This window comes from Mesorhizobium sp. WSM4871, assembly GCF_055811295.1.
On the sequence record NZ_JBVVPU010000001.1, the window covers coordinates 62,042 to 83,461 of the forward strand.

Sequence of the window (21,420 nt, forward strand, 5' to 3'; positions counted from 1 at the left end):
CGTATCCTACGGCTGCATCGGCATCCCGGCCCGCGGACGGCTTCCGATCCGCGTCGATCTCGGCGCCTGATCGACCGCCTTGCCGTCGATGGCGCAGCCCGCCCCTTCACCGCAATTGCGCGCAGTCGTCGCCCCGGTGCCGCACGCCGCCAAAGCGCAGTTTCCACACCTGGCCGCCTGTCTCCCGAGCGTGTGGTTTTCGAAGGCGCAGCCGGCTTCCGCCCTGCCCTGTTTGACCTCCGTATAGGCGGTTGCGGCCAACAGGCAGAACAGGGCTGCAAGCGCGCCCGCCAAAGCGCCGTTCAGCAATCGTTGACGCATTGTCTTCCCCCCTGCCCCGCCGGACATGGTCATGGAAATGTGCAAACGGGACTGTGAAAAGCTTCACGCGGAATCGACCTGCGGGATCCGTGTCGGTCCTGCCGGCGATGTCGAAACTGGAAATCTGGCCGGTCAACCTTCCGCCGGAACCGCCTTCGGCTTGCCTTCGCCGTCCAGCGCCACCATGACGAAATCGGCATGAGTGACCTTTTCCATCAGATCGGAGAGATAGCGTTGCGCCCAGGCCTCGACCTTGAGCGTCATCGAGGTGCGGCCGACGCGTTCGACATGGGTGTAGATGCACAGCGTGTCGCCGATCTGTCATCGCCTTGGCGAACGACATCTCCTTCACCGCCGCCGTCACCACCCGGCCCTTGGCGCGCTCGGCGGCGCGGATGCCGCAGGCAAGGTCCATCTGCGCCATCACCCAGCCGCCAAAAATGTCGCCCGCCGCATTGGCATCGGATGGCATCGCCAGGGTTCTCAGCGTAAGGTCGCCGATCGGCCGCCCTTCAGCGTAGTGCACCATGCGAAAATCCCCGAGATCGATGGATCGATCTCGTATCGTTACGGCACCCATGCGTCAACGCGGACCGGCAAGTGCTAGACTGCGCAGAGTTGGTTGAAGACATGAAACTTACCTCTCGCCCTCTGACATCGGATCTTTGGCCCGCACTCGAAGACCTGTTCAGTGAGAGCGCCGTCTGCAGTCGCTGTTGGTGTATGTACGGACGTATCGGCAGTTCTTATCGAAAGCGACCAGGTGAGGAAAACAAGGCCGCGTTCCGGCAAGCCGTCGAGCATGGTCCGCCTCCAGGCGTGCTTGCTCTCTACGGCGAGACTGCGGTCGGCTGGTGCCGGGTGACACCACGGGATGCCGTGCCCTGGCTCGATCGGCTGTGGCAGCTCAAGCGTGTGGATGACGCGCCGGTCTGGTCGTTGTCCTGCCTCTACGTGCGAAAGGGATATCGCCGGCAGGGCGTCACGTCTCATTTGATCGCAGCGGGGCTGGAGACGGCAAGGCGCGCAAACGCCCCTGCGCTTGAGGCCTATCCTTTTGACGCCGATGTGTCGCCGAGCGCTTCCGGCAGTGGATACGCCTCCACCTTCGCCCGCGCCGGGTTCAGGGTCGTCGCTCGCAGGATGCCAGCCCGCCCGATCATGCGTTATGATTTCAAGCAAAATGCTGACGATGACGTATGATGCCCGGACCGCTTGTCAACGAAGGCAAAGGCCGCTTCGGACGGGATACCTGGTGCAAACGAAGGCCGGTCGCTTTTTTCACAAGCCATGCCGGATGGTCCGGCGACGCGGCGCAGGCCCCAAGTCTAGGGTAGAGCCAGATTTCCGGAGCCCGCCGCATCCATCATGCAGACCTATGACTTCATCATCGTCGGCTCCGGCTCGGCCGGCTCGGTCTTGGCCGACAAACTGTCGGCCTCCGGCCGCTTCTCCGTCCTGGTGCTGGAGGCCGGCGGCACCGACCGCCGCTTCTACGTGCAGATGCCGCTCGGCTACGGCAAGACTTTCTTCGATCCGGCGGTCAACTGGAACTACAAGGCCGAGCCGGACCCCGGCCTTGGCGGCAATGCCGACCACTGGCCGCGTGGCAAATTGCTTGGCGGCTCGAGCTCGATCAACGCCATGGTGTGGATCAGGGGGGCGCGCGAGGATTTCGACGCCTGGGCGGCCGCCGGCAATCCCGGCTGGGGCTACGACGATCTGCTGCCCGCCTTCAAGGCGCTGGAAGACAATGAAGCCGGCGCCGACCGCTGGCGCGGCGCCGGCGGGCCGCTGCACATCACCGACTGCTCGAATTCAGTCCATCCGCTGACCAGGCGCTATCTTGCCGCTGGTCAGCAAGCCGGACTGCCGCTCAATCCCGATTTCAACGGCGCCTCGCAGGAAGGCGTCGGCGTCTACCAGATCTCCACTAGGAACGGCCGCCGCATGTCGGCCGCCCGCGCTTTCCTGCGCCCGGCGATGAAGCGCAAAAACGTCCGCGTCGAGATGAATGCGCTGGCGACCCGGATCCTGTTCGAGGGCAAGCGCGCCGTCGGCGTCGAATATCTGCAGAACGGCGAGACAAGAACCGCCCGCGCCGGACGCGAAGTGATCCTGTCCTGCGGTTCGGTCAACTCGCCGCAACTGCTGCAACTGTCCGGCATCGGACCGTCGGCGCTGCTCAAGGGGCTGGGCATTCCGATCGTTGATGCCAACGAGAATGTCGGGGCAAACCTGCAGGACCATGTCGGCATCAACTATACATTCAAGGGCAGGCTGCCGACGCTCAACCAGATCCTGCGCCCATGGTGGGGCAAGTTGCTGGTCGGCATGCAATACATCCTCATGCGCTCCGGCCCATTGTCGCTGTCGATGAACAATGCCGGCGGCTTCTTCCGCACCGACCCGGCCGCCAGCCGGCCCAACATGCAGCTCTATTTCCAGGCCTTCTCGACCGTCATTCCGAAAAGCGGCGAGCGCCCGATCCTGACGCCGGATCCCTGGCCGGGCTTTTCCATCGGCCTGTCCAATTGCCGCCCGTCGAGCCGTGGCGAGATCATGATCCGCTCCAGCAACCCGCGCGACTATCCCAGGATCACGGCCAACGCGTACTCAACGAACGCCGATGTCGACGAGATGCTGGCGGCGGTGAAATTCGTGCGCAAAATCGCCTCGATGCCTGATATGGCCGAAATCATCGAGGGAGAGGTTCTGCCGGGTCCCTCGATCCAGTCCGACGCCGACCTGATCGCCGATTTCAGGAAGCGCTCGGGCACGGTCTACCACCCGGTCTCGACCTGCCGCATGGGGCCGGACCCTTCGCGCGCCGTCGTCGATCCGCGTCTGAAAGTGCACGGCCTCGAAGGTTTGCGCGTCATCGACGCCTCGATCTTTCCCGACAACATCACCGGCAACACCAACGCCGCCTCGATCATGACCGGATGGAAGGGCGCCGAACTGGTTCTGGAGGACCAAAAATGAAAATCACCGACGTCAAGACCTGGGTTGTCGGCAACCCGCCGCCGGGCATCGGCGGCAAGTATTTCATCTTCGTCAAGCTCACCACCGATGGCGGCGTCGCCGGCTATGGCGAAGCCTACAACGCCACCTTCTCCGGCCACGTCACCGCGAAAATGATCGAGGACATGGCCGAGCGCTACCTCATCGGCCGCGACCCCCACGATATCGAGAGCTTCTTCCGCCGCGCCTATTCCTCCGGCTTTACCCAGCGCCCCGACGTTTCCGGCATGGGCTGCTTCTCCGCGCTCGAAATCGCCTGCTGGGATATCATCGGCAAGGAGGCCGACAAGCCGGTATACAAGCTGCTCGGCGGCCAGGTGCACGAGACGCTACGCTCCTACACCTACCTTTATCCGCACACCGGCAGCGTCCACTCCGAGGACGCGCCGGACGGCAGGAACGTCTACAATGACCCTGAGATGGCCGCGGCCTGCGCGCTCGAATATGTCGAGCAGGGTTTCAATGCCGTGAAGCTCGACCCGGCTGGCCCCTACACCGCCTTCGACGGCCACCAGCCGCGGCTCATCGACATCGATGTCTCCACCCGCATGGTCAAGGCGATCCGCGAAGCAGTCGGAAACAGGGCGGACATCCTGTTTGGCACCCATGGCCAGTTCACCGCGTCGGGCGCGCTGCGCCTGGCGCGCGCCATCGAACCCTACGATCCCTTGTGGTTCGAGGAGCCGGTACCGCCAGACATGCCCGAAGTGATGGCGCAGGTCGCCCGCGCGACCTCGATCCCGATCGCCACCGGTGAGCGGCTGACGACCAAGTTCGAGTTCGCCCGTGTCATCGAGAACCGCGCCGCGACCATCCTGCAGCCGGACCTCGGACGCTCCGGCGGCATTCTCGAAACCAAGAAGATCGCCGCCATGGCCGAGGCCTACCACATCCAGGTCGCGCCGCACTGCTATTGCGGGCCGATCGTCGGCGCCGCCAACATCCAGCTCGCGGTGACGCTGCCCAACTTCCTCATCCTGGAATCCCTCAAGCAGTGGGACGGTTTCCACGAGAAGCTTCTGAAGAAGAAGATCGAGTGGCAGGACGGCAATGTCATCCCGTCGAAGGAGCCCGGCCTTGGCGTCGAGCTCGACGAGGCCGTCTGCGAGGCGCATCCCTGGACCGGCAAGGACCTGCATCTGCAGATGATGCAGACGCCGTTGATGCCGTGAGCGAACGCTACGCCTTCATCGGCCTTGGCCATCTCGGCGGCAACCTTGCCGCCAGCCTGGTCCGCAACGGCTTTGCCGTCACCGTCTTCGATCGCGACCCTGCCGCCGTCGAACGACTGGTGGCGCTCGGCGCCACCGCCGCGAACAGCCCCGCCGAAGCCGCGGCGCGGGCCGGCGACGCCATAACCTGCCTGCCCTCGCCCAAGGTCAGCGAAGCGGTGCTGGCCGGCCCCGGCGGATTGCTGGAGGGCCTGCCCAAGGGCGGCGCCTGGATCGAAATGTCGACCAACGGCCGCGACGAGATTATCCGTCTGGCCGCTCTCGCTTCGGCAAAAGGTATCGAGACATTGGAATGTCCGGTCACCGGCGGCGTGCATCTGGCCGCGGTCGGAAAAATCACCGCGTTGGTCGGTGGCGATGCCGCCCTCTACGAACGCCACCGCCCGGCCATCGAAGCGATGTGCGAAAAATCGTTCCTGATGGGTCCGGTCGGCTCGGCGGCGGTGATCAAGGTGATCACCAACATGCTGGCCTTCATCCATCTCGTCGCCGCCGGCGAAGCTCTGATGCTGGCCAGGCGGGGCGGGCTCGACCTCGCCCAGTCCTATCACGCGATCGCCGCCTCCTCCGGCAACAGCTTCGTCCACGAGACCGAAAGCCAGCTCGTGCTGAACGGCTCCTACGATATCGGCTTCACCATGGACCTGGCGCTGAAAGACCTCGGCTTCGCGCTTCGTATGGGCGAGGATTTCGGCGTGCCGCTCGATCTGGCGTCACGCGTCAACGCGATCTTTGAGCAGGGCAAGACCGCCTATGGCGGCGGCGCCTGGTCAACCCAGATCGTCAAACTGCTGGAAGATGCAGTCGGAACGGAGCTGCGCGCGCCCGGTTTCCCGGCAAAACTGGAAATCTGACGTTACGGAATTATCAAGCGATTTCAGTGGATTGAATGGGCCGCTGGAATCACGGCCACAACGACCTGAATCAATCTCTCAACGCGTTGAATCAACATCTGAGCGTCAGCGCGCCCGGCAGGATTTCGAATGTCGCCGGTATGCGCCCTGGCGACTCACCGTCGATGTCGACCAGCGCGCCGTTCTTATCCACATCGCCGAGCGGTTCGACAACCACTTTCTTGCCGCGCAGGATGGTGATCGACGGATGGTTGCGATGCCGCCCGCCATAGAGCAGGCGGATGTCCCAGATCAGCTTCAGCTTGCCGGCAGCGCGCAGAATGACGATGTCGAACTGACCGTCGTCAAGCTCCGCATCCGGTGCGATCATCATGCCGCCGCCGAAGAATTTTCCGTTGGCCACCGCCACCAGCGCCATGCGCGCCTCAACCGGGGCGCCGTCATCGACGGTGATCCTGACGTCCTGGAACCGGTAGCGCATGAATTCCCAAACGGTGCGCCAGTAGAACAGCGCCTTGGCCGAAACCTTGCCCTTGCGCTTGTCGGCATTGACCGCGCGGTCGGTGGCGCCTGAAAGGCCGAGGCTGGCGATGTTGATGAAATGGCGGCTGGCCAGCGCGCCATGGTCGTCGATATAGCAGATGCGCCCGGCATCGACCTTGCGGGGCTCGGCGCCGGCGATGCGCTTCAGCGTCAGGTCGACTTCACCGGAGAGGCCGAGCCCACGGGCGAAATCGATGCCGGTGCCGCAAGGCAAAACACCGAGCGCGGCCGTCCGGCCGTGCTCCTGAAAGGCCTGCAGCAGTCCGTCGGCCGTTTCGCTGGCCGTGCCGTCGCCGCCCGCCGCGATCACCAGCTCGAAACCGCTGGCCGCGAGATCGAGCGCCAGCCTTTCGGCATCGCCTTCGGCTTGCGTCTCGCGTAGTTCGAAATCGCCGAAATGCTTTTTCAGCAAGCCACTGACCTCGGGCCAATGCTGTTTCAGCCGGCCGCCACCTGCAATCGGATTGAGCACCACCCCGACCTTCAAGCAACCTCCCCCAAAGGACATCGAGGGCGACTCCCAGAATCCTTTGCCGGCATTGAAGCCCGCAGCGGCCGGCGGAGCAAGCGCCGAATATTTGACGATGCTCATTCGCCCTGGATGCCCTCGCCGCACTCCCGGAGTCGGGTCCGGTCGCGAAAAACGCAATGGTCCCCGATAATCCCGCTATCCACAGGCTCGGGCCGGTTCCCCAAGACACTTATCCGGCGTACATTGAACCCATCTCAGGCGGCTACCGATCGCCACGCCGAAAGGCAAAGCGGAACGGCGGATTTCCTGAGGCCCGTACGGCCCGAAACGAGAGCAGGCTTGCCTGTTGGAGGGACGGATGCCGAGACCTACGGGGCCGCGGAAAGCGTGCGAACGCCAACGGCGGACCGATGCTGCCATGAAGGACGGCAAAAACCTTCGATGGCGCGCTGGACGAAGCTCGCAAGGGTGAAGACCGGCGTGGTCCCGAACGGACGCTGCTCTCGGGCAGCGGACTGGCAGGACCGTCAAAATCAAGGCCGGCATGGCGCGACGTCTTTACGGAAGTTGCTGCCGCGACCGTGTCCTGATCTGACAGGGAGGCGCTGGGAGAAATCCCGGCGCCGACTGTCTTTGGCCGGGCACCCACGACCTGGCATCCCCCACAATTTTTACGGTCTTTTTGGCTGGGGCTGCAACTGGCGGCAAAATCAGCTAACGTTTAGCGTCACTTGGAGGGGGATACTTCATGACGTTGATCCAGAAGCTTGCCGTTGCCTACGCCTTCCTGTTCTTCGGCGTTGTCGCCATCGGCTACATACCGGCGTTCAACGACGACAATGGCAATCTGTTCGGACTGTTCTCGCTGCAATGGTATGACGATCTTCTGCACGCCTTTTCCGGCGTCTGGGCGCTGGCCGCCGCCTTGATCTCGCATCGCCAGACGGTGTTCTATTTCAAACTGTTCGGCTCGGTCTATCTGTTCGACGGGCTGCTCGGCCTGATCACCGGTTCCGGCTGCCTCGACGCCGGCATCTTCATCAATGGCTTCCGCTCCCTGAACGACGTTGAATTCCCGGCCCGTTTCTTCGCCAACCTGCCGCACCTCGTCATCGGCGGCTTTGCCGTCTATGTCGGCTTCCGGCTGTCGAAGCGCGTGTACGATCATTTCGCCACGGCCTGAGCGGCCATGTTCCTGCTCCGCTGGCTGAAACGCATCATCAAGATGATCCTCTGGCTGGTCGTCATCGTCGTGCTCATCCCGATCGTCGGGCTGTCCTATGGTTTCCTGACCACGCCGTCGCTCGACAGCGCACCTCTGCCGGGCGTCGCCGACGGTGCCCCGCCCAAGCCGTTGGCCGACAAGGTGCGCGCCGAAATCCCCGGTTATCAATGGCCGAAGGAATCGACCTTCCTCACCTATCCGGAATGGGCGATCGTCTACGCCGCCCGCGACTATGCCGGCTTCGTCGACAAGAACCAGCCGAGCGGCTTTCCCTATTGGTCCTATATCGGCCGCTTCTGGCAGGACTACGCGATGGTCATCCGCGCCAGCTCCGACTACAAGTTCAACCTCGCCAACCACCAGATGCTGGTGATCATCGGCACCAGCCATACGATCGAGCATGCAATCCAATGGGCCTATGAGAACACGGTCGGCCGCATCACCGAGGCGACATCAGGCAAGCGGACCGCCGCCGACATCTACCAGGCCAAGGTGGCGGCCGAGTATGCAGGCTTTCTCGATCAGGTGCCGTGGTATCAATTCCCCTATGCCGAAAAGCGCGCCGGCCTGTTTGCCGTCGAGCCGGCGCCGGATGATGGCGCCATCCGCACCAGCGAACGCAAGCTCGCCTTCGGCCTCGCCGATACCATCAAGCAGTTCTATGCCGACCTGATCAGCCAGGCGGTCGCCGCCACGTCCGACCCGGCCATGCTCGATATCCATGTCTGGGCCAAGGGCCCGGTCGGCGAAGCGACACGCAACGAGCCGGACACCTTGCTCGAGCGCGACTATGGCGCCGACGGCACGATCTTCGTCACCAGGCGCTACCAGGTGTTCACCGACATGATCCCACGTCTGATCGACAAGGGCATCTCCTTCGCCGAGATCGGCGGCAATGACGAGATCATGGTCACCATGCTTTCCAATGACGAGGTCACCGTTCCCGATGGCGCCCGCACGCTGTTCAGCTATCAGATCCCGGCGGAGCCGGCCACGCGCCGCACCGGGCTGACCGTCGCCGTGCGCAAGCTGCACATCGTGCTGCCGGCGCTGATGAAGGCAGGCGCCAGGCTGGAGCATGTCTACGACTACTGAGGTTTTTCGGTCACAGTCGCCATTCCGTGAAACGTTGCGTAACACTTCGCCTTGCACATTCCGTGATCGCGGCCAAATCCTGCCTTTTTCTACCCCGACTGGTAAGGGTGAAACCCGAAGGGATAATGCCGTGATCAAGACCGCCCTTGTCGCCATGACCATCGTCGGCTGCGACTGCGACGCCAAGCTTTGCGAATATATCGGCGAGACGCCGGCCAAGTGGTCGACCGTCGCCGAATGCGAAGCGGCGATGAAAAGCCAGATGCTGCACGAGCGCAATTTCAATTACCCGCTGGTCTCCGGCATCTGCCGCGCGAAAGGCTCGTCGCCCGCCTCGCAATTGGCCGCGACGGCCTCGCGCCCGGAACTGAAACCCGCCAGCCGGACCGTTCAACCCGAAAGCCCGCTGCCGCCGGAATTGAGCCACCGGCCGAGCGTCCCGGTCGGCTCGCCGACGACGGCCATGGAGGCCGCCGCCGCCCGGCCCGTCGCCTATGAACAGATGGTCGATGCCGGCGTGCTCTATCGCACGAAGAATGGCTATGCCGTGATCAAGACCGATCTTGGCCGCGCAGCCTCGGCGACCGTCGACATGGCCAAACGCTCCGCCAACTGGCTGGCGGCGAAAATGCCGAGCGGCTTGTAAGCTATCAGGCGATCCCGCTCAGCGCCTTCAGTGCCCGGTAAAAGGTCGAGGAGAACAGCTCGGCCGGATCGTATTGCCGCTTCTTCGCCAGGAAGTCAGGCAGCTCCGGATAGGACGCAAGCAGCTGCTTGCCGGTGTAATGCAGCTGGTAGGGCAGGAAGAACCGCCCGCCATGCCTGATCGTCAGGTCGATCAGCGCCCGCGTCAGCTCGCGCATCCTGGCATTGCCGTCTGCATCCGTCGGCTGGTTGATGTAGAGCACCAGCGAATAGGCCAGCTCCGGCGCATAGTTCAGCGCCACATCTTCCCCATGCACGATCCGCACCGAGGCATTGAGCACCGGCAGGCTCTGGTTGCGCAGGATTTCGCGCGCCTCGGCGATGAACGGATTGTAGGCCCCGCGCGGGATGAAATATTCGTGCAATATGTCGGTTTCGCCCAGCAGGCCGTTGAACAGATAGGGCACCGAATCGTGCATCGGATTGTTGCGCGTGACGAGGCAGGCCTCGCCTTCGGCCATTGCCGCCGTGCGCGCCACCGTGCAGCTCTCGAATTTCGGCTCCAGCGTCTTTTCGGCGAACCATTTCAGCTCCTGGAACAGGCCGCCCCATTTCGCCATGTTCATGATCACCCGCTTCAGGCCGACGCCGTCGGGTTCGCCGATATCGGGCTGGTCGGCCGGCGGCTGGGCGGCGACCTCATCGTAACGGTAGACGATCATGTCCTCGAGGAAATTGCCCGGCGCCGTCGACAGATGCCCATAAAACAGACCGATCGTCCTGTTTGGTTCCAGCACCTCGGCGAAGAACGTCGGAAAGTCGTCCGATTTGATGATCTCGCGCGAGGTCCGGTAGACGGCGTTGTCGACTATATCCAGCGTCGCCTCCAGCACCACGCCGAACAGGCCGTAGCCGCCGACGACATGGCGGAACAATTCGGCATTTTCGCTCAGGGAGCAGGTCGTCACCGAACCGTCGGCCAGCATCACCCGCATCGAGCGGATCGAACCGGCCACCGAGCCGGCTTGATGGTCCATGCCATGCGCATTGACCGACAGCGAGCCGCCGACCGAAAAGATGTCGGTCGACTGCATCGCCTTCACCGCGAAGCGCGGATGCAGCAGGTTCTGGATATCGTGCCAGCAAGCGCCGGGCTGTAGGGTCATCCTCCTGGCCGCCGCATCGACGCTGACCCTGTTGAACTTCCTGAGGTTGAGCACCAGCGCATTGTCGTCGAAGGCGTGACCACCCATCGAATGGCGCACCGCGGCGACCGAGACTTTCAGCCCGTTGGCGCGAGCGAAGGCCAGCGCCCTGGCGATGTCGTCCTCCTGGCGCACCTCGACCACGCCATAGATTGGCGTCATCGACAGGCCGCTGGCATCGTTGATTGCGCCGCCCTTGGCGGACCATGGCAGCGACGGGTCGAAGGCCGGTGCGGTGTTCAGGGGTTTCAGCGGCAGGGAGATACCGTCTATATCGGCGATGCGCCCTGCATTCTTCTGTCCCGACGGCCCGCGCGCCAGCCGCGCCACCGTCGTCCCGCCCCACAGCACGGCGCCACCGACGACCGCCGCACCCAGCAGCAGCCGCCGCGGCAGGCGAAACCCCTCGCGTTGCTCGACCATCATGTACCCCCGCCCCATCGATAGCGCGAGGCTTCGGCAAAAACCATAGCGGCGCGTGGCGGAACCGGACTACGGCTGCGGCATCAATGATGCATTTTTGTGGTTGCAATATCAAAAGACTTCGCGTTATAGTTGAAATATCTAACGAAATGCGCGACGATGTCGGCTGTTATAAGGTTCCCATCCCATGAAGCATATATTCCGCGCGATATTGTCCCTGATGCTAGCGCTTGCTCCGATATCGGCCGAAGCGCAGGACTCTACTCAGAATGACGACGGCGTCGTCGCAGTGGCGCCTGACGATCCGGATATGGCGGCGGCGACTGCGCAGGCGCGCGCCAGCCTGGATGAATTCCTGGCATTATCCCAGACACCGCCACCTGGAACGGACACATTCAAACTGAAGGTGATGATTAAGGACGGAAACGTGACCGAACATTTCTGGGTCATCCCGTTCCAGCGGACCGAAACCGGATTCGGGGGGATATTGGCCAACGAGCCACAGGCTGTACACAACGTCGTGGCCGGCCAGTATATCGAATTCAACCGGCACGATATTTCCGATTGGGGGTACACCAGAAACGGCCATCAGGTTGGCAGTTTCACCGTTTGCGTGATGTTCAAGTCGATGTCGAAGCAAGAAGTCGACTATATGCGTAGCCAACGCGGCTTCGATTGCTGACCGTCCAGCCGGATTAGGGTGTGTTGAGATTCAGGTCAGGACGAGCCGAAAATGGTGGTTTTCGAGAACCGGCCTACGCCGGCCGTAGCCTTCATAGAACGGAGCCGCCTATGAGGGCTTCGGCCGGCGAAGGCCGGAGCGGAGCGGACATTTGGGTCCGTGAGCACCGGAGGCGCAGAAAATCGCCGTTTGCAGGCCGGCCTCACCTGAATATCAACACACCTTAGCCCGGCTCGTCCCTCGCCCCGATCTTGCGCACCAGCGCCGCCGTCGCCAGCATTGCGCCGATATCCGATATCATCGGCGCGACATGCGTCTGGTAATCGAGCGGCACCGAAATATCGGGCAGCTCGAAGAAATTCTTCGGCTGCGGCAGGAGCAGGAAACCGTCGCTGCCGTTGAGCGCGACGCGCGCCGGTTCGTCGGGCCATGTTTCGCCGAGCCATTTCAGCGCCTGCGCCAGCCGGCCGCTCACCAGCGGCTGGGCCGCCTGCGCATTGTCGGTGCGGAATTCGTAAGCGGCATCGAGTTCCGGCACGCCGCATGACAGTTCCTCCATCTTGCTGGCGAACATGCCGCGGAAAAAGCCGACGACCACATTGGCCCGGCGCGTCGCCACCAATATGCCGGGAAACGGCGCGATGGTCTCGAAGGCGACGATGACGCCCTTGAACGCGGTCGACGAACCCTTGCCCGTCCCTTCCCTCAATTCCGTCTCATAAAGCTCGAACGGAAACCCGTCATAGCGGCCGGAGACGATGTCGTCGAAAACCTGCCGGTTGAAGGAACCGACCACCCCGCGCGGCAGCCGGTCGAAGGAATTCGGCGTCACACCATGCTGGTAGCGCATCTCCGCGATGAAGCCGAAGATGATCGGCAGCAGCCTGTCGCGAAACGTTTGCTGCAATCTGCTCGCCGGCTTGATCGCCTGGAAATAGAGCAGGATCGCCGCCGCGAAACCCGCGACATAGAGGAACACATGCGGCGTCGAGACCCATTGCTCATTGGGATCGGCGATCTTGTTGAAGAGCCAGGCCACGAGCACCACGAACGCCAGCACCAAGCCGATGAACAGCGGCACCCGCCACCGGACCTGCCTGTAGGCCGAAGTTCTCTCGGCTTCATAGGCATCGAGATTTCTTTTGATGGCGGCGATGTCAGCCTCACCAGGCATGAAATCCGCTGTTTCCATCGCCACCCCCACCCGCCGAAAGCCTGCCTGTGCCTCGGCATGATAGCCACTTTTGCGGGAAAGTCGCCAGCGGGGTGGGCAGTCTCACTTTGCGGGAGAAGGAAAGATCGCGCTCAACCGGCCTTCGACCTTGCCGCGCATTCGACCTTCCAGCGCCTCGACCGCAACCAGCCGCTCGTGGTCGCCAGCCCGCAGCCGCATGAATGCGTGCAGCCGGTAGGCGACGATCGCCCCGCGCGTGCCTGCGTCGGTGCTGACATCGACGACAAGAATCGCACCGATGCGGCCGGGCCATGGCTGGCGCGAAAAGGCGGTGCCGAGAAAATCACCGAGCCCATAGGCTACGACCGCCTTGCCGATCCGCTCGACCGGCTGCACGACATGGGCATGGTGGCCGGCGATCAGCCCGACGCCGTGTCCGGCCAGCCGCCTGGCCAGCGCCCGCGTATCCGGTCTGGGGAAATGCCGGAACTCCCAATCCCAATGCGGCACCGCGCAGAGGAGATCGAGGCCGTCAGCGGCATCGGGCGGCCACCGTGCCGGATCGGCTTGCATCGAGACGCGGCTCGCGAACGAAGTCGCTCCGGCGTTACGCCACAGCGTGAAAGCGGCAAGGCCGATGCTGAGCGGCCCGATCGCAATGCGCTCGACCAGGCGCTTCGCCGCGGTCCCAATGGGGCGAATGCCGAGCCGCTCCAGCGCCGCAAGCGTTTCATCGAAGCCCGCTATACCCTGATCGAGCAAATGGTTGTTGGCGAGCGACAGCACCAGCCTTTCACGCGCTATGCCGACGGCCGCCAGCGCCTCGGCGAGAAACCGCTCGGTCATCGCATGATGGGTGCCAAGCCGCGTGCCCATCGCGGCGCTTGGCCGCTCCACGACGGGGCTTTCGCAATTGCCGATCACCAGATTGGCGGAACCGAGCAATGCCGCAATCGCTGGATCGCAGTTCGGCGCACTGCCATTGGCCACCGCCGAGATATCGCCGACGAAGGCCAGCCGGATTGTTTGCGCCGGCGGCGGCTCGATCAAGGTCGCGGCCGCCGGCGCAAAGCCTTCTCGATCGCCGCCAAGCGAAGGCCGAAGGAAGCGCGGCAGCCACGACAATTTGTAGGAAAGCGGATAGTTCGACACGCGACGTCCAATTGTTTGCCTTGTGTAGACTGTCTGCCGGACGGGTTGAAGCGTGTCCGCGTATATCAGGCAGTGAAACCGTGGACGCATTCCCTGGCATCGGGCGCGGCGCACCAAATGCGTGTATGGTCCATCAGAGATAGTGCAGCGGAGGAACGAGATGATACGAATTGCAGGCCTGGTGGCGTCGGCCCTCATCCTGTTCCTGCCACTGTCTTATGCGTCGGCCGCGACGCCGGAAGCGGGAGCCACTCTGTTCGCCGCGAAAACCGTGGCGGAACGCAATACCGCACTGGCAACGCTGGAAGCGGCGGCACCCGCTGATCCGGCAGCCGCCTACGCCGCCGGCGCCGGAGAATTCTTCACAGCGCTGGAGATCCTGGCGAGCGGCCTGCACCGCCATGGTTTCGAGAGCCCGCAATCCCTGATGCTGCCGTTGATGCGGCTGCCCGTGCCGGACAATCCCAATCCCCAGCCGCTGACTTACGAGCAATTCCGCACCATCCTGGTCGGCTTCCGCGACCGGCTGGAAAAATCCGCCGCGACGCTCGGTTCCGTGCCCGCCGGCGCCGATATCGGCATGGAGGTCGACCTCACCCGCCTCGGCATCGATCTCAACGAGGACGGCGCCATTGCGCCTGATGAAAGCGCCACCGCGATTATGGCGGCCCTGGCGCGAGGCAGCATCACGACGGGCGATACCGCACCCACGCTCGTCTTCCGTTTCGACCGCGCTGACGGCTACTGGCTGCAGGGCTATGCCGAGTTCCTGATGGCGCAGGCGGATTTCTGGCTGGCGCATGATTTCAGGACCATGTTCGACGGCTCCTTCCATATGCTGTTCCCGCGCGCCAAGCTGCCTCTGCAGGACACGCTCGTCCCGCCCGACGGCGGCATGAGCAGCAGCATCCTTTCCTCCGAATGGCGGATCGCCGACTTCATCTCGCTGGTGCATCTGGTCAACTGGCCGGTCGTCGAGCCGGAACGCCGGCAGGCGGCGCGCCGCCATCTCATGGAGATGATCCGGCTGTCGCGCGAGGACTGGAAGGCGATCCGCGCCGAGACCGACAATGATCGCGAATGGCTGCCCGGGCCGCAGCAGAAGGGCGCCAGCCCGCTCACCGGCCTCGATGTCGGCGAGGAGCAAGTGCAGGCCTGGCTGGCCGCGCTTGCTATGGCCGAGGACCTGCTTGAAGGCCGCGCCTTGCTGCCGCATTTCCGCATCGCCGACAAGGGCATCAACATGAAGCGCTTCTTCGACGAGCCGAAACCCTTCGACCTCGTGCTGTCGATCACCGGCCCGGCCATCGCGCCCTATCTCGAAAGCGGCAGGATGCTGACCAGCAGGGAGTTCGACCAGATCCAGCGCCAGTTCGGCGGCGCCGGATTCTTGACCTTCGCACTGTGGTTCAATTGACCGCTACGACACGCAGAACGGTTTAGAAAATCGCACCCTGATAGAGTACCGTCTCCGCCTCGTCCGGCGCAAAACGGCGCGCCAGCGTGCGCAAGGCGCTGTGAACGCCGTCGCGATCGATGTTGCAGCTTCTGAGATGCCGCACCGCCAGCGTCGGATCGAAAGCGCTGCGGCCATGCATGACGCGCTGATTGTCGAAAACCAGCACCTCGCCCGGCTGAAGCTGATGCTGGAACTGGTTTTGCGGATCGCAGATCAGCCGCGTCAGCTCGGCCAGCGCTTCGATCAGCCCGTCGATCTCGTCTTCAGGTGCAGTCTGCGGCGCAAGGCAGCGGTCATTGTAGCGGATGCCGGTCACCTGCCCGGTGGCATCGAGACTGATGACATGCGCCTCGGCGCTGAAGAACACCTCGCCGGCATGTTCGCGGTGGAAGGTCACGCCATGCCGCGTCAGCAACTTGAACAGCTTTGGCGTCCCAGTCCGCATCAGCTCGGCGACATGGAAGCCGTCGACCATCAGCGATGTACCACCGGCGCCGGCGCCGGTCCTGATGGCGTGGAAGAAGATGAAGCCTGGCGGCGAGTAGCGGAACGGCTCGTCCGTGTGCGGGATCTGCGCACGTGCCGTCTCACCCGCGACGCGCGCATCCGGCCGCGAAATCAGGTCGAACACCTTGCCATAGCTGGTCTCGCGGATTGGTCCGTAGCGGCCGGCCACGCGCGCCGTCGCTTCCGTTTCGGCGGGAACCCCGGTCAGCATGGCGATGCCATGGTCGCGCAGTGCGCGCAGCGAGTGAAACAACGTCTCGTCGTCCTCGACCACTGCATCGAAGGCAAAGCGGCCGAGGCGCGCGCCGAGATCGCTGTCCCATAGATCGGGCTGGAAACGGACTACTCCGCTCCCGGCACGATCTGCCAGGAACCGGGCAGCGTAGCGCGAAACATGGCCGTCTTCCCAGGTGACGGTCACTTCGCTAGCCGAGGCGTCGATCGAGGTGGGGCGGATCCCCGCGGGAACATCGGCCGGCGTCAACCACCTCTTGCCGGACGCGGTGTCGCCGCAAGCCTCGCACTCGCAGGCCAGCCGCAGCCAACGGCTGGAAAGCCGCGCCGCCTTGCCTCCGTCGAAATCGAGTGCGACGCGGTCGCCCTCGGCACGCATGGCGCGGAACGGTCGTGGATCGGAACTGGATTGCTTCGGGGTATCGAGCATGGTCGCCTCCTGGTTGGACTCGGAGTTGAACACTCCTCAATAATCGTAGCGGGCTGAAACTCTCGGAATCAAACGAGTTCCCTTCGAGTTATTTTGAGGTAATCTCAATCCATGACGACGCTGAGAGACCTTCCGCTATCGGCGCTGCGGGCGCTTGCGGCGGCGGCTCGGACCGGCAGCCTGACTCGCGCCGCCGAGGAGCTGGGCGTGACCCCCGGCGCGGTCGGCCATCAGCTTCGGCAGCTCGAGGACAGGCTGGGCGTCAAGCTGGTCCGGCGCGCCGGCAACGGTATCGTCCTGACGCGCGCCGCCGAAAGCGCGCTGCCCGACATTGACCGGGGCTTCGACGCGCTGGCCTCCGGCATGCGGCGGCTGCGCTTCGAGCGGCAGGCCGAGACCTTCACCATCTGCGCCGACCCATCGTTCGCCTCGCTGTGGCTCGCTCCGCGCCTCGACAAGGTACGCACGGCGCTTGCCGGGCTCGATGTCCGCATCGTCGCCTCGATCACTCTCGATGTGATGCTGGAAGAAGGCGTCGACCTTGCCATCAGCTACCGCAAGGCCTCCGCACAGGACCTCGCTTCGGTCGATCTGTTCACCGAACGGGTGATCCCGGCCTGCGCGCCGGCACTGATCCAGGGCATTGCCAGGCTGGACGCGGCGGACGCGCTCGACAGGCTGCCGCTGCTGCATATCGACCCGACGATGGGCGACGATGTCTATCCGGCCTGGCGGCACTGGTTCGCCGCCGCTGGACGGCAGCCGAAGGGCATCGACCAAGGTCCGCGCTTCGGACTGACGATCGTCGCGGCGCAGGCGGCCATTGCAGGCATGGGCGCGTTGCTGGCCAGCGAATTGGTTTTGCGCCGGCACCTGGAGCCCGGCCATCTCGTCGAGATCGCGCGCGACGTGCCGGCGTTGACGATCAAGCGCCGCCTCGTCTGGCCGCTGCACGGCCCGAAGGCACGCCGCGCGGCAGCCGTCGCCACCGGGCTTGCTGCGACCGCAGGGTTGGGGATCGACGGGGCATTGCCGCGGTGAAAGCAGCCGAGCGCGGTCCGACGGCGACATCGCTCCTGACAGCCTTCTGTCAGCAGCTTCGCCTGGCACTGTGCCCCTCTTCACTCCGCTCTTTCCATTTTGGCCGATACTTCCCATATTTGGGTCATGGCCAAACCCTCCGATAAGAAGACGCCCTCGCCGGCGCGTGATATCAGCGCTTCGCCGCCCAAGCGGCGCAGCCCGCTGACCGATTTCCTCGATGCGTCGGAGCCGCTGCACAAGGGCGGCTTTGCCGAAGCGCCGCAAGCGGAATTGTCCGGCACGCCGCTGACCGGCTCGATCGCCGACTGGGCCGAGCAGATCGAACAGGAAGCGGAGAAGGAAGGGCGGAGAATCTCCCCCCTTGAGGGGGAGATGTCGCCGAAGGGGACAGAGGGGGTCGGTAAAGGCAGCGCGCGGCACAAGGAAACGTCGAACCCGGCCGAACCGACCCCACCCGGCGGCTCAGCCGCCACCCTCCCCTCGAGGGGGAGGGAAGGCGCCAAGGCGAAAAAGATTCCCGAACGCTCCGCCTCCCCCGGCCGCACCGCACGCGGCACTTCGATGGGTGGCGCGGCCTCGGCAAGGGAGAGGACCGCGGCCGGCCTCAATCCGGTTGCCGGCCTCGACATTTCTCTCGAAGACGCCGAGACCATGACCTCCAGCGGCGTCACCGCCACTGTGGCCGCGTTGTCGGCGTTGATCGAATCCGGCAATCCGCTGCACAAGGACGGCGTGCTGTGGACGCCGCACCGCCCTGCCCGCCCGGAGAAATCCGAAGGCGGCATCGCCATCAAGATGGTCTCGGATTTCGAGCCGGCCGGCGACCAGCCGACGGCGATCAAGGATCTGGTCGAAGGCGTCAACGACAACGACCGCACCCAGGTGCTGCTTGGCGTCACCGGCTCCGGCAAGACCTTCACCATGGCCAAGGTGATCGAGGAGACGCAGCGCCCTGCCTTGATCCTCGCTCCCAACAAGACGCTGGCCGCGCAGCTCTATTCCGAGTTCAAGAAATTCTTCCCGGAAAACGCCGTGGAGTATTTCGTCTCCTACTACGACTACTATCAGCCGGAGGCCTACGTTCCGCGCACCGACACTTTCATCGAGAAGGAATCCTCGATCAACGAGCAGATCGACCGCATGCGCCACTCGGCGACGCGCTCGCTGCTCGAGCGCGACGACGTCATCATCGTCGCCTCGGTGTCCTGCATCTACGGTATCGGTTCGGTCGAGACCTATACGGCGATGACGTTCCAAATGCAGATCGGCGACCGGCTCGACCAGCGTGCGCTGCTCGCCGACCTCGTCGCCCAGCAATACAAGCGCCAGGACGTCAACTTCGTCCGCGGCTCGTTCCGCGTGCGCGGCGACACGATCGAGATCTTCCCGGCCCACCTTGAAGACCGCGCCTGGCGCATCTCGATGTTCGGCGACGAGATCGAGTCGATCACCGAGTTCGACCCCCTGACCGGACAGAAGACCGGCGAGTTGAAAAGCGTCAAGATCTACGCCAATTCGCACTATGTGACGCCGCGCCCGACCTTGAATCAAGCCATCAAGTCGATCAAGGAAGAACTGAGGCACCGGTTGCAAGAGCTTGAAAAGGCTGGCCGTCTTCTGGAAGCGCAGCGGCTGGAACAGCGCTGCCGCTTCGACCTGGAGATGCTGGAAGCCACTGGCTCCTGCGCCGGCATCGAGAACTATTCACGCTATCTCACCGGTCGCCAGCCCGGCGATCCGCCGCCGACACTGTTCGAATATATTCCCGACAACGCGCTGGTCTTCATCGACGAAAGCCACGTCACCGTGCCGCAGATCGGCGGCATGTACCGAGGCGACTTCCGCCGCAAGGCGACGCTGGCGGAGTACGGATTCCGCCTACCCTCCTGCATGGACAACCGTCCCTTGCGTTTCGAGGAGTGGGACGCCATGCGCCCGCTTTCCGTCGCGGTTTCGGCGACACCCGGCGGCTGGGAGATGGAGCAGTCCGGCGGCGTCTTCGCCGAGCAGGTCATTCGCCCGACCGGCCTCATCGATCCGCCGGTCGAGGTGCGTCCGGCCAAGAGCCAGGTCGACGATGTCGTCGGCGAGATCCGCGAGACCACCAAGGCCGGCTACCGCACGCTGGTGACCGTGCTGACCAAGCGCATGGCCGAGGACCTGACGGAGTATCTGCACGAGCAAGGCATCCGCGTCCGCTACATGCATTCCGACATTGACACGCTGGAGCGCATCGAGATCCTGCGCGACCTGCGTCTCGGCGCCTTCGACGTGCTGGTCGGCATCAACCTTTTGCGCGAGGGTCTCGACATTCCCGAATGCGGCTTCGTCGCCATTCTCGACGCCGACAAGGAAGGTTTCCTGCGCTCGGAAACCTCGCTGATCCAGACCATCGGCCGCGCCGCCCGCAACGTCGACGGCAAGGTCATTCTCTATGCCGACCAGGTCACCGGCTCGATGGAACGGGCGATGGCCGAGACCAACCGCCGCCGCGAAAAGCAGATGGAATGGAACGCGGCCAACGGCATCACTCCGGAATCGGTCAAGTCGCGCATCTCCGATATTCTCGATTCGGTCTACGAGAAGGACCACGTCCGCGCCGACATCTCGCAGTTCACCGACAGCGCCGGCGCGATGATGGGCAACAATCTGAAGGCCCATCTCGATGCGATGGAGAAGCAGATGCGCGACGCCGCCGCCAATCTCGATTTCGAGAAGGCGGCCCGCATCCGCGATGAGATCAAGCGGCTGCGCGAAATGGAACTGTCCATCTCGGAAGACCCATTGGCCAAATACGCCGACATGGAAAGCCCCGTCTCTGGCCGCGAAAAGGGCAAGCACAACAAGGGCGTGGCCAAGCATCGTACATCGGAGGAACAGGAGCGTTTCCGCAAGCTCGACGAGGCACGTGCCGCCGAAGAGGCCGCCAAGGCTGCCCGGCCCAATCTCTTCCGCAAGCCGGAGCTCGACGAAATGGGCGCCGACGGCGCCATCCCGGTGAAGAAGCCGCTGTTCGCCAAGCCGTCGCTGGACGATATGGGCCCTGGCACCGACATGCCGACGCCGTCAGGCGCGGTGTCCCGTTCGCTGTTCAAGAAACAGTCGGCGCAGGAGGCGCATGGCTCGGATTTCGGTATACCGGGTGAGCCGACCAAGCCGCTGTTCAAGAAGAATTCGCTCGACGAGATGACCGTGCGCCGCACGGAGAAGCCGATCGAGGGAAAGGTGCCGGCGAAGCCACAGCCGATCTCCCCCCTTGTGGGGGAGATGCCAAGTGGTGGCAAAGAGGGCAGGACAGAGGGGCGCGCGAAGGATCGCAACGATTCCGCCAAGCCAATCGTTCGCCAGCGCGCCGGCATCGGCTCTTACGAGGATCCGGGCGACGCCCGCCGCGAAAAGCGCCGGCCCGGTAAGACCGGTCGGCCGGGGCGGTAGAGCCCTAACGAAGCGACGTCGGGGCCACGACAGCGCAGAACCCTTGAGACGTCAGCGGGACAGCACCCCCCTCTGTCCTGCCGGACATCTCCCCCGCAAGGGGGGAGATTGGCAGCTTCAACGCTTCGCGTACTTTTGCGGCGGTGAAGATTGGCGAAAGCGAGCATGACGGCCAATCTCCCCCCTTGCGGGGGAGATGTCCGGCAGGACAGAGGGGGGTGGGAAGGATCGCGGCGGATTTCGTTCTGCACTGTTGCATCCCGA

General features: G+C 63.9%; 17 protein-coding genes and 1 pseudogene. 11 read left to right on the forward strand and 7 right to left on the reverse strand.

Annotated features, from left to right (window positions below; all coding sequences use genetic code 11):
* Positions 1 to 6: 6 nt before the first annotated feature.
* Both AC0L2H_RS00340 and AC0L2H_RS00345 read right to left on the reverse strand, forming a co-directional pair.
* Positions 7 to 321, reverse strand: coding sequence for a hypothetical protein (locus AC0L2H_RS00340; RefSeq protein WP_473588336.1), 315 nt, complete (start codon positions 319 to 321; stop codon positions 7 to 9).
* 132 nt (positions 322 to 453) lie between these two features.
* A pseudogene (locus tag AC0L2H_RS00345) lies at positions 454 to 850 on the reverse strand (acyl-CoA thioesterase).
* Positions 851 to 951: 101 nt separating this feature from the next.
* Here AC0L2H_RS00345 and AC0L2H_RS00350 point away from each other — a divergent pair.
* The 4 genes from AC0L2H_RS00350 to AC0L2H_RS00365 all read left to right on the forward strand — a co-directional run bounded on the left by AC0L2H_RS00350 (position 952) and on the right by AC0L2H_RS00365 (position 5,431).
* Entirely contained in the window at positions 952 to 1,524 is a 573-nt protein-coding gene (locus AC0L2H_RS00350) for a GNAT family N-acetyltransferase (RefSeq protein ID WP_473588337.1), read from the forward strand.
* 165 nt (positions 1,525 to 1,689) lie between these two features.
* Positions 1,690 to 3,306 (forward strand): GMC family oxidoreductase, encoded by a 1,617-nt coding sequence (locus tag AC0L2H_RS00355; protein WP_473588338.1) that lies wholly within the window; start codon positions 1,690 to 1,692, stop codon positions 3,304 to 3,306.
* Entirely contained in the window at positions 3,303 to 4,517 is a 1,215-nt protein-coding gene (locus tag AC0L2H_RS00360; RefSeq protein WP_473588339.1) for a mandelate racemase/muconate lactonizing enzyme family protein, read from the forward strand. The genes AC0L2H_RS00355 and AC0L2H_RS00360 overlap by 4 nt, the downstream gene beginning before the upstream one ends.
* Entirely contained in the window at positions 4,514 to 5,431 is a 918-nt protein-coding gene (locus AC0L2H_RS00365; RefSeq protein ID WP_473588340.1) for an NAD(P)-dependent oxidoreductase, read from the forward strand. The genes AC0L2H_RS00360 and AC0L2H_RS00365 overlap by 4 nt, the downstream gene beginning before the upstream one ends.
* Before the next feature lie 91 nt (positions 5,432 to 5,522).
* Here AC0L2H_RS00365 and AC0L2H_RS00370 read toward each other — a convergent pair whose 3' ends face one another.
* Entirely contained in the window at positions 5,523 to 6,461 is a 939-nt protein-coding gene (locus AC0L2H_RS00370) for a diacylglycerol/lipid kinase family protein (protein ID WP_473588341.1), read from the reverse strand.
* A 733-nt stretch (positions 6,462 to 7,194) separates the two neighbouring features.
* Here AC0L2H_RS00370 and AC0L2H_RS00375 point away from each other — a divergent pair.
* The 3 genes from AC0L2H_RS00375 to AC0L2H_RS00385 all read left to right on the forward strand — a co-directional run bounded on the left by AC0L2H_RS00375 (position 7,195) and on the right by AC0L2H_RS00385 (position 9,412).
* The gene (locus AC0L2H_RS00375) at positions 7,195 to 7,629 is read left to right on the forward strand and encodes a hypothetical protein (protein WP_473588342.1); all 435 of its coding nucleotides are present in this window, start codon (positions 7,195 to 7,197) and stop codon (positions 7,627 to 7,629) included.
* A gap of 6 nt (positions 7,630 to 7,635) precedes the next feature.
* Positions 7,636 to 8,766, forward strand: coding sequence for a hypothetical protein (locus tag AC0L2H_RS00380; protein ID WP_473588343.1), 1,131 nt, complete (start codon positions 7,636 to 7,638; stop codon positions 8,764 to 8,766).
* A 130-nt stretch (positions 8,767 to 8,896) separates the two neighbouring features.
* The gene (locus tag AC0L2H_RS00385; RefSeq protein WP_473588344.1) at positions 8,897 to 9,412 is read left to right on the forward strand and encodes a hypothetical protein; all 516 of its coding nucleotides are present in this window, start codon (positions 8,897 to 8,899) and stop codon (positions 9,410 to 9,412) included.
* Positions 9,413 to 9,416: 4 nt separating this feature from the next.
* On the opposite strand, the gene AC0L2H_RS00390 is transcribed toward AC0L2H_RS00385, so the two are convergent.
* Entirely contained in the window at positions 9,417 to 11,042 is a 1,626-nt protein-coding gene (locus AC0L2H_RS00390) for an FAD-binding oxidoreductase (protein ID WP_473588346.1), read from the reverse strand.
* Positions 11,043 to 11,226: 184 nt separating this feature from the next.
* Between AC0L2H_RS00390 and AC0L2H_RS00395 the strand changes: the two genes are divergently transcribed.
* A complete protein-coding gene (locus tag AC0L2H_RS00395; RefSeq protein ID WP_473588347.1) occupies positions 11,227 to 11,721 on the forward strand; it encodes a YegJ family protein in 495 nt (164 codons plus the stop codon).
* Between the two features lie 223 nt (positions 11,722 to 11,944).
* Here AC0L2H_RS00395 and AC0L2H_RS00400 read toward each other — a convergent pair whose 3' ends face one another.
* Positions 11,945 to 12,913 carry a hypothetical protein gene (locus AC0L2H_RS00400; RefSeq protein ID WP_473588348.1) on the reverse strand — a complete coding sequence of 323 codons (969 nt, stop codon included), beginning with the start codon at positions 12,911 to 12,913 and terminating at the stop codon, positions 11,945 to 11,947.
* A gap of 84 nt (positions 12,914 to 12,997) precedes the next feature.
* Positions 12,998 to 14,047, reverse strand: coding sequence for a CapA family protein (locus AC0L2H_RS00405; RefSeq protein ID WP_473588349.1), 1,050 nt, complete (start codon positions 14,045 to 14,047; stop codon positions 12,998 to 13,000).
* 160 nt (positions 14,048 to 14,207) lie between these two features.
* Here AC0L2H_RS00405 and AC0L2H_RS00410 point away from each other — a divergent pair, with 160 nt between their 5' ends.
* Positions 14,208 to 15,464, forward strand: a complete 1,257-nt coding sequence (locus AC0L2H_RS00410; RefSeq protein WP_473588350.1) for a hypothetical protein — start codon at positions 14,208 to 14,210, stop codon at positions 15,462 to 15,464.
* Between the two features lie 22 nt (positions 15,465 to 15,486).
* Here AC0L2H_RS00410 and AC0L2H_RS00415 read toward each other — a convergent pair whose 3' ends face one another.
* Positions 15,487 to 16,677 carry a clavaminate synthase family protein gene (locus tag AC0L2H_RS00415; RefSeq protein WP_473588351.1) on the reverse strand — a complete coding sequence of 397 codons (1,191 nt, stop codon included), beginning with the start codon at positions 16,675 to 16,677 and terminating at the stop codon, positions 15,487 to 15,489.
* A gap of 111 nt (positions 16,678 to 16,788) precedes the next feature.
* Here AC0L2H_RS00415 and AC0L2H_RS00420 point away from each other — a divergent pair, with 111 nt between their 5' ends.
* Both AC0L2H_RS00420 and uvrB read left to right on the forward strand, forming a co-directional pair.
* Positions 16,789 to 17,718, forward strand: coding sequence for a LysR substrate-binding domain-containing protein (locus AC0L2H_RS00420; protein WP_473588352.1), 930 nt, complete (start codon positions 16,789 to 16,791; stop codon positions 17,716 to 17,718).
* Positions 17,719 to 17,844: 126 nt separating this feature from the next.
* Positions 17,845 to 21,156, forward strand: a complete 3,312-nt coding sequence (uvrB, locus tag AC0L2H_RS00425) for an excinuclease ABC subunit UvrB (RefSeq protein ID WP_473588353.1) — start codon at positions 17,845 to 17,847, stop codon at positions 21,154 to 21,156.
* Positions 21,157 to 21,420: the final 264 nt, after the last annotated feature.

Excerpts from the sequence above, each read along its gene's own strand:
- AC0L2H_RS00390 (WP_473588346.1), bottom strand. The coding sequence starts at position 11,042 with ATGATGGTCGAGCAACGCGAGGGGTTTCGCCTGCCGCGGCGGCTGCTG.
- uvrB (WP_473588353.1), top strand. The coding sequence starts at position 17,845 with ATGGCCAAACCCTCCGATAAGAAGACGCCCTCGCCGGCGCGTGATATC.
- AC0L2H_RS00395 (WP_473588347.1), top strand. The coding sequence starts at position 11,227 with ATGAAGCATATATTCCGCGCGATATTGTCCCTGATGCTAGCGCTTGCT.
- AC0L2H_RS00420 (WP_473588352.1), top strand. The coding sequence starts at position 16,789 with ATGACGACGCTGAGAGACCTTCCGCTATCGGCGCTGCGGGCGCTTGCG.
- AC0L2H_RS00340 (WP_473588336.1), bottom strand. The coding sequence starts at position 321 with ATGCGTCAACGATTGCTGAACGGCGCTTTGGCGGGCGCGCTTGCAGCC.
- AC0L2H_RS00400 (WP_473588348.1), bottom strand. The coding sequence starts at position 12,913 with ATGGAAACAGCGGATTTCATGCCTGGTGAGGCTGACATCGCCGCCATC.
- AC0L2H_RS00410 (WP_473588350.1), top strand. The coding sequence starts at position 14,208 with ATGATACGAATTGCAGGCCTGGTGGCGTCGGCCCTCATCCTGTTCCTG.
- AC0L2H_RS00360 (WP_473588339.1), top strand. The coding sequence starts at position 3,303 with ATGAAAATCACCGACGTCAAGACCTGGGTTGTCGGCAACCCGCCGCCG.
- AC0L2H_RS00355 (WP_473588338.1), top strand. The coding sequence starts at position 1,690 with ATGCAGACCTATGACTTCATCATCGTCGGCTCCGGCTCGGCCGGCTCG.
- AC0L2H_RS00350 (WP_473588337.1), top strand. The coding sequence starts at position 952 with ATGAAACTTACCTCTCGCCCTCTGACATCGGATCTTTGGCCCGCACTC.
- AC0L2H_RS00415 (WP_473588351.1), bottom strand. The coding sequence starts at position 16,677 with ATGCTCGATACCCCGAAGCAATCCAGTTCCGATCCACGACCGTTCCGC.
- AC0L2H_RS00380 (WP_473588343.1), top strand. The coding sequence starts at position 7,636 with ATGTTCCTGCTCCGCTGGCTGAAACGCATCATCAAGATGATCCTCTGG.
- AC0L2H_RS00375 (WP_473588342.1), top strand. The coding sequence starts at position 7,195 with ATGACGTTGATCCAGAAGCTTGCCGTTGCCTACGCCTTCCTGTTCTTC.